Source organism: Wenzhouxiangella sp. 15190 (genome assembly GCF_003417465.1).
Classification (GTDB): Bacteria; Pseudomonadota; Gammaproteobacteria; order Xanthomonadales; family Wenzhouxiangellaceae; genus Wenzhouxiangella.
Genome location: NZ_QVMV01000055.1, coordinates 1 through 6268, shown reverse-complemented (window position 1 = coordinate 6268; position 6268 = coordinate 1). Strand labels below are relative to the sequence as shown.

Here is a 6268-nt window from a genome sequence, read left to right as displayed (position 1 = left end):
CGCGCGTAAGCGCGTCCGGTGGAGGCCCGACAGGGCCGGAACGTACTTGAGCGACTTGTTATGCGAATACAAAAGCGACTACCCCAATGTCTTGAATCCGCTAATAGCAACAAAGAGCCCGCCAAGGATGAAGCATCCTACTGACAGCCACATAAAAAGCGTGCTCCGCATACAAACGCAGGGCTCCTGCGCTTTCCATCCGAAAATCCTGCACGGATCCGGCCAGTTGGGCGAGTCTGACTCCGCCCGCTCATACTCCAGGGAGCATTTTCTCCTGAGTCTGTTGTGGAGTACCGCAAAGACCAAGCCCAGCTGAAAAGCGACCAGCCCTGCAAAAACCCCACGGGCAAGAGGCAAGAATGCTTCGCTATCAAGGAGGAAAGGGATGAGTGCGATTAGGGCAACCGCCGCGCCTCCGTTGATTAGAAGGAGACCTCGTACCTGTTCGCTGTCGATACCGGCGCGAATTTCTTTACCTGTGGTCATTGGGAGTCACTCTTTCGCATAACTAAGAATTAGGTGGCGAAAATGTGACTTAGTAAGCATGCATGATTTCAGCGCCGAAACAAGAAAATGTGCCTGAAAAACGCGGCATCTCCCTGAGTTCAATTTTGGGTTCACCGAGAAGCATGCCACGCTCAGTAGCCGGGAGCTCGGATTTCGCTGCCGGGCGCCGACGTGTCGTAGCGCGGCCGGGTTCAGTGGCGGTAACTGGTGCTGTTTAGGGTGGTGGAACCTAATGGGACCCCCTGACCGTGTTAATTCCGTGCCTGGTTCAATTCTGCCGGAAAGGGATGGTTGACGCAAATCGCTTCTGTGGCGTTTGCTGGGTGGCCAACAACGTGGTCGCGTGGTGTTGTGTAGTCATATTGATAGCCCGTGGCTTATGGCTCTCGGGCCTCGTAGGTGGCGGGTGCTTCGGCGGCCATGGGGAGTTGATCCGTGGTGTCGGATTGGGATTGCCAGTTGCGGACGTCGATCTTGCCGGTGACGGAGGCGGAGATGAGGGCAGAGCGGCGTTCTGTTAACAGCCCAATGAGGCTTTGCGCTTCATCAATGGCCTCATCCAAATCTTCGCTTCGGGACTTTATAGCTCTCAGTATCGCATTTTGCTCCTTCAAGCGAGGCAATGGAACCCAAACCTCAGATAACGTACCAGCGTAGACCACCTCAATGGTTGTCGAGTTACTGTTTATCCTCAGTTGCTTTTGCGCCAGATCCGTATCCTGAAATATCCTTTTTATGAATTGCGAGAGAACGCGTCCCTCATCTAATCGCACCCGTACTAAACATGGGTGCACTACGCCCGTCCGGGCAATATCAGGGACAATCGCCGCGCGGCCGATCGTACCTCTTGACGTAACAAGAAGATCTCTGGGGCGTGTATGAAAACCAGACAGCTCATCAAATTTTTGCGAAGTTGTATATGCGCATCTTTCAAAGTCACCTGAGATAACGGTGGCCTGGTTGTACACTGGATAGTTCGACCATTCAACGAAATTGTCGCCTTTAAGTTGATTGCCAAAGGGCCCAGGCCGCATGGTCCCGCCCTCCGCTGCCAAGATATGCTTCAGGCGCACTGCGGACCAATGATCGGGAATGGCGCCCAGCCACTCCACGCCGGAGTCTTTCATCGGGGCGTCGGGGTCGAGGCCTTTGGTGACGGCGTGGGAGATGACGGCCTGGCGCTTTTCCTTGAGTAGCTCGATCAGGCGCTGTTGTTCTTCGATCAGGGCGTCGATTTTGGTGGTTTCGTTGTCGAGGAAGTCCGCTATGGTTTTCTGCTCTTCAAACTGCGGCTGCGGAATAGGAGCATTGCCAAGCGCGGATTGCGATATTCCGACTCTCGTCAGGCCCCTTGCCTGTACCTCGAAGTACGAGCGTAGGTATCGGGCATGGAACAGATAATGCAGGTATCGGCCATATGTATCTTGGCGCGGCCGAATTATTGCCAGGTGATATCCGCAGATCACGCCGGGCAGGGACTCGGCGACGAATGCTGGTACGGCGATATCGTCAGCGGTTTCAGAATCCTTTGTTATGACAACGTCTCCCGGCGCCAGCGCGAACTTGGCGACCTCCGCCGGTGATGCAGTCGCACTCATGAATTTCATGTGCGGAGTGACGAGGTCGTGGTAATAGACGTCGGTATAGTTGCAAAGCTGCACAGGCTCCTCATCGGCCTTCGAGTGCTTGTCCACGTTGCTCGGGATTACATGGCTGGCGGCCTTCACTCGAGTCACGTCCCAGTCGCACGGAATTTGCCCGAGCCACTCGACGCCGGAATCCTTGTACTCCGGATACCTCGGAAAACTCACACCGAAATCTCCTCGATCATTTGCTTGATGCGGTCGGTGCAGGCTTTTAGGTCGGCGTCGATGTCCTCCAGGGGGCGTGGCGGGACGAACTTGTAGAAGTGGCGGTTGAAGGGGATTTCGTAGCCGACGATGCCGGGCTGGTTGTCGTGGGGGTCGCGTTTTTCTTCGTCGATCCACGCATCCGGGACATGGGGTTTGACTTCGCGTTCGAAGTAGTCGTGGATGTCCTGGTCGAGCGGGACGTTTTCATGGTCGCGCAGGTCGGTGTCGGGTTCGGGGTTGCCGTGCTTGTCGGTGCAGGTCTCGGCCGTTTCGTCGCGTTCGGACAGGGCGTTGAGAATGGCTTTCTTGACCGGGGCGCGAGGCTTGGTGCCCTGCTCTTTCAGTGCGGCTTCCAGGTCCCTGGTGAACGTTTTGCGGTTCTTGTAGACGGTTTCGGGGTCGAGGCGGCGGCAGGCGGCTTCGATGGCTTGCTGCTCTTTCTCTTCGAGTTTTTCGATGGCGCGTTCGCTGTTCAGGCGGGCCAGGCGTTCTTCGCTGGCCTGGAAGTTGAGCTTGAGCGGGCGTTCGACGGTGATGCGGCGGTAGCCGAAGCTTTTGGTGTCGAAGATTCTGCTTTCCTCGCCTTCGTCGAAGTCGCCGTAGCGGCGGACGATGGTCTCGATTTCGGGTTCGTCGAGCCAGCGGCGCTTGGCGCCTAGGGACTTGCGCATTTTCGAGTAGTGGCCCGTTGCGTTGATGAGCTGGACCTTGCCGCGGCGCTTCTTCGGCTTCTTGTTGGACAGGATCCACACGTAGGTGGCGATGCCGGTGTTGTAGAACATGTCGGTGGGCAGGGCCACGATGGCCTCGACCAGGTCGTGTTCGAGCAGGTAGCGGCGTATTTCGGACTCGCCGCTGCCGGCCCCGCCGGTGAAAAGCGGCGAGCCGTTGAGAATGATGCCGATGCGCGCCGGGCCGTGGTTATGCTTTGGGGCGGCGTCGTCCATCTTGCTGACCAGGTGGAGCAGGAAAAGCAGCGAGCCGTCGGACACGCGCGGCAGGCCGGGGCCGAAGCGGCCGTCGAAGCCGTCGTGCTTGTGCTCGCGCTCGACCTCGCGGCGCACGGCCTTCCAGTCCACGCCGAAGGGCGGATTGGCCAGCAGGAAGTCGAAGCGCTCGCCTTCGTGCTGGTCGTCGGAGAGCGTGTTGCCGAGCTTGATGTTGTCGATAACCTGGCCCTTGATGAGCATGTCGGCCTTGCAGATGGCGTAGGACTCGGGGTTGAGCTCCTGGCCGTGCAGGGAGACGTCGACGTCTTCGCTGATCTGCTTGATGTAGGCCTCCGACTCCGACAGGAAGCCGCCGGTGCCGGCGGCGGGGTCGTAGATGCGCACGATGGCGCCGGATTTGAGGCGCTTTTGCTGGTCGGTGAACACCAGCGAGGTGGTCAGGTGGACCACGTCACGCGGGGTGAAGTGCTCGCCGGCGGTCTCGTTGGAGTCCTCGGCGAACTTGCGGATGAGTTCCTCGAAGACCACGCCCATGGTGAAGTTATCGAGGCGCTTGGGGCTCAAGTCCGTGGCGGCGAAGCGCTGGACGACGGGATAGAGGATGTTGGCGGCGTCGAGCCGGTCGACGAATTCCTCGAACTTGAAGTGCTCGAAGATCTCGCGCGCCTCGGGGCTGAAGCGCTGGACGTAGGCCATCAGGTCGTCGCGGGTCTGGGTCTCCGACAGCGTGCCCAGGCGGAATTCGGCCGTGTTGTAGAACTCGCGGCCGGCGGCGCGCTTGAGCATGCGGTGGCGGGTGCCCTCGGGTTTGCCCTCGGCCTGGGCGGCCTTCTTGAGGACCTTGTCGCGGGTGGGCTCGAGCACGCATTCCAGGCGCCGGAGCACCGTGAACGGCAGCACGACCCGGCCGTACTGCGAGCGTTTGAGCGTGCCGCGCAGCAGGTCGGCGACGCCCCAGATGAAGCCGGCGAGATTTTCCTGGTTCAAGCGATTGATCCCCGTTCGTGCGGCCCCGATTGTTGCCGATCAGGGCGGGTCCTTGCAATGTCCCGGCCGGGCTGGGCCGGCACCATGCTAGCCCGGGAAATTGCCCCAACTGTTGGGCAATACATCGGCGAACTGGAAATCAAGCACTTCCATGATGGTGCGGAATTTCGCGTGCAGGGCGGCTTCGTCCTCGGCGCCGATGAAGACGTCGGCAATCTCAAAGCTGTAGCTATCCTGCCCCCGCAAGTCCGATAGCTGCATGCCTTCCTCGATGGCGACATCCACCAGCAACTCGGGGTACATGCGCTTGAGCGTCTCGATCTCCTCGGGCGCGGGCACCCGGGTAACCGTGGTGTCGCCGAACACGCGCGGCATGAATTTTCCGGCCATCGGGTAACTGCCCTCCGGGCGGGGAAAGTCCGGCCGCCGCCCCAGCGCGATATCGATGGCCACCTCGTGATGCGAGGCGCCGGTGGCGATGCGGAAGATCGGGCAATGCGATTTGGAAATGCGGGGATTGATCTCGAGCAGCCACAGCTTGTCGGACTGCTCGTCCCAGAAAAACTCCATATTGAACGGGCTGTTGTCCATGCCGATGTGGTTGAGGATGGTCTCGGCATGGTTCTTCATCCGGTTCTGGATGCCCTCGGGTAGCTGGGAGGGATACTGGTAGCTGAAAAAGCTGACGTTGTTGGAGGTCCTGAGCGAATCGACGATCGCGTAGACGTGCGTCTCGCCATCGAACACGTAGCCTTCGAGCGTGCAAAGCCTGCCGCCGATGATGGCCTCGGCTATGCAGGTCGAGCCGCTGCCGACATCGGGCAGCGCATTGCGATTCTCGCTGTAACCCAGGATATTGTCGAAGGGTTCGGCGAAGATCCAGATATTCTCCCGGATGGTCGCCATCGCCTCCAGGTACTGCTCCTCGTTTTCGATGCGAAAACCCAGGTAGGACGAAAACGAGATACCGGGCTTGAGCCAGAAGGGATACGCCATATCGAGATCGCCGAGCGGATCATCGCTGTAGGGATCGAGCCCCTGGAAGTCGGGTGTGCACTCGGGAACGGCCTGTTCGCCCGCGAGCCGGTTCCAGTACTTGTGCTCGCAATAGAGAACGCTTTCCAGCGAAGGGCTGCGCAGTCCATATTCCCGTCTCAGGATGGGCAGCATGGACGTGGTTGGAAAATCCCAGTGCCCGATGATGGCATCAACGGCCGGTGCCTTCTCGAGCGTCTCGCGCGCATCGGCCATGATCTCGTCCATCGGGTACGACTTCGGCAGCACCATGGTGTCGTAATCGACCAGTCCGTGGAACTCGTAATCGGAGGCGTTGTGAACCGTCTCGAGTTCACCCTTGTTGATCTCGTCGAGGCCAATCACGAAGATGTGTTTGGTCATGCAGAATCCTCCCGAACTCACGTTCATGTGAAGTGGTTACCGGTTCCAGCATACTGTGAATGCAGTCGGTATTCCGTTAAAAAGCGTTCATTCGGTTGCGACCCGGATTACACTTTCCCCGGCGTTCTACGTTATTGTTGCTGCGTTGACGGGACTTGATGCCCGGCCCCGTTACTGGCTCACCCCGTTTCCCGAAGGAATCGCATCATGGCCGGAAGAGCCTCGCTGGTCGACGTCGACCGGATCAAGGAAAACCTGGTCTCGCTCATTCGTATCCCCTCGGTGACCGGCGAGGAAGATGCTGCCGTCTCGCATATCGCCAACTGGCTTCAGCAATTCGATGCCGAAATCGACTACTGGAACGACGGCATTGCCTCGCTCCAGCGTGATCCACGCTACCCGGGTCACGAGGTCGAGAGTGCCTGGGCACCGGTGGTCGTCGGCGTCCTGCGCGGGGAACAGCCCGTCCGGTCGGCCCATGCCAGCAAGCGCCTGATGGGTGAGAGCGCCCTCGATCATTTCCTGACCATCTACAAGGCCATCCGCGAAGACGAGCGCCGAATCAACGAAAAG

The 6268-nt window shown here is 59.3% G+C and carries 3 protein-coding genes and 1 pseudogene; 1 reads left to right on the top strand and 3 read right to left on the bottom strand.

What is annotated here, in order from left to right; translation table 11 throughout:
- Nucleotides 1–884 precede the first annotated feature (884 nt).
- The 3 genes from DZK26_RS14070 to DZK26_RS14060 all read right to left on the bottom strand — a co-directional run bounded on the left by DZK26_RS14070 (nt 885) and on the right by DZK26_RS14060 (nt 5695).
- The gene (locus DZK26_RS14070; RefSeq protein WP_116896793.1) at nt 885–2318 is read right to left on the bottom strand and encodes a restriction endonuclease subunit S; all 1434 of its coding nucleotides are present in this window, start codon (nt 2316–2318) and stop codon (nt 885–887) included.
- Nucleotides 2315–4306 carry a class I SAM-dependent DNA methyltransferase gene (locus tag DZK26_RS14065; protein ID WP_116896794.1) on the bottom strand — a complete coding sequence of 664 codons (1992 nt, stop codon included), beginning with the start codon at nt 4304–4306 and terminating at the stop codon, nt 2315–2317. The genes DZK26_RS14070 and DZK26_RS14065 overlap by 4 nt, the downstream gene beginning before the upstream one ends.
- Nucleotides 4307–4384: 78 nt before the next feature.
- Nucleotides 4385–5695, bottom strand: coding sequence for an acetyl-CoA carboxylase biotin carboxylase subunit family protein (locus tag DZK26_RS14060; RefSeq protein WP_116896795.1), 1311 nt, complete (start codon nt 5693–5695; stop codon nt 4385–4387).
- A 207-nt stretch (nt 5696–5902) separates the two neighbouring features.
- Here DZK26_RS14060 and DZK26_RS14055 point away from each other — a divergent pair.
- Nucleotides 5903–6268 (top strand): annotated as a pseudogene (locus tag DZK26_RS14055) (hypothetical protein); the annotation flags it as partial.